Here is a 611-nt window from a genome sequence, read left to right as displayed (position 1 = left end):
AATCGCGATAGGTCGGATCGAGGTCGAGGTACACGTCGCGGTACGACATGTTGGAGCCGTGCGCGTCCATCGAAATGGTGTGCGCGTAGTGGTCCTTCACGGCCTTCTTCCAGCCTGCGCCCCAGTTCGGCGTGCCCGCGGGCGTGGCGATGCCGCTGATCGGCTTCACGCCCGCCTGGTTCACCCAGAGCGGCGAGCCGCCCACGAAGCCGGGCGGACCGTGGTCGAAGTTGTCGGCGTTGAAGTCGTCCACGGCCACGCCGTTGCCGCCCGCACCGATGAACGGGTTCGTCCACGTGTCCTTGTCGAAGAACGCCGTGATGGTCGAGAGGTTCTGATAGGCGAAATTGCGGCCCACCACGCCTTCGCCCGACACCGGGTCATAAGGCTTGCCGATGCCCGAGAGCAGCAGCAGGTGCACGTTGTGATACTGGAACGCCGAGACGATCACGAGATCGGCAGGCTGGAACACTTCCTGGCCCGCCGGATCGATATACGTCACGCCCGTGGCGCGCTTTCTGGTGTCGTCGAGTTCGACGCGCAGCACGTGGCATTTCGAGCGCAGTTCGAAGTGCTTTTCCTGCTTGAGCGCGGGCAGGATGTTGAGGTTC

At 63.8% G+C, this 611-nt stretch carries 1 protein-coding gene; it reads right to left on the bottom strand.

Annotated features, from left to right (window positions below; all coding sequences use genetic code 11):
• A partial coding sequence (locus BFD71_RS38745) for a GMC family oxidoreductase N-terminal domain-containing protein (protein WP_141710980.1) occupies nt 1-611 on the bottom strand: 611 nt, incomplete at both ends.

The sequence above is a fragment of the Paraburkholderia nodosa genome (assembly GCF_001718195.1).
Classification (GTDB): Bacteria; Pseudomonadota; Gammaproteobacteria; order Burkholderiales; family Burkholderiaceae; genus Paraburkholderia; species Paraburkholderia nodosa_A.
Note: the sequence above shows the minus strand (reverse complement) of the source record. Positions and strands in the feature narration are given on the sequence as shown.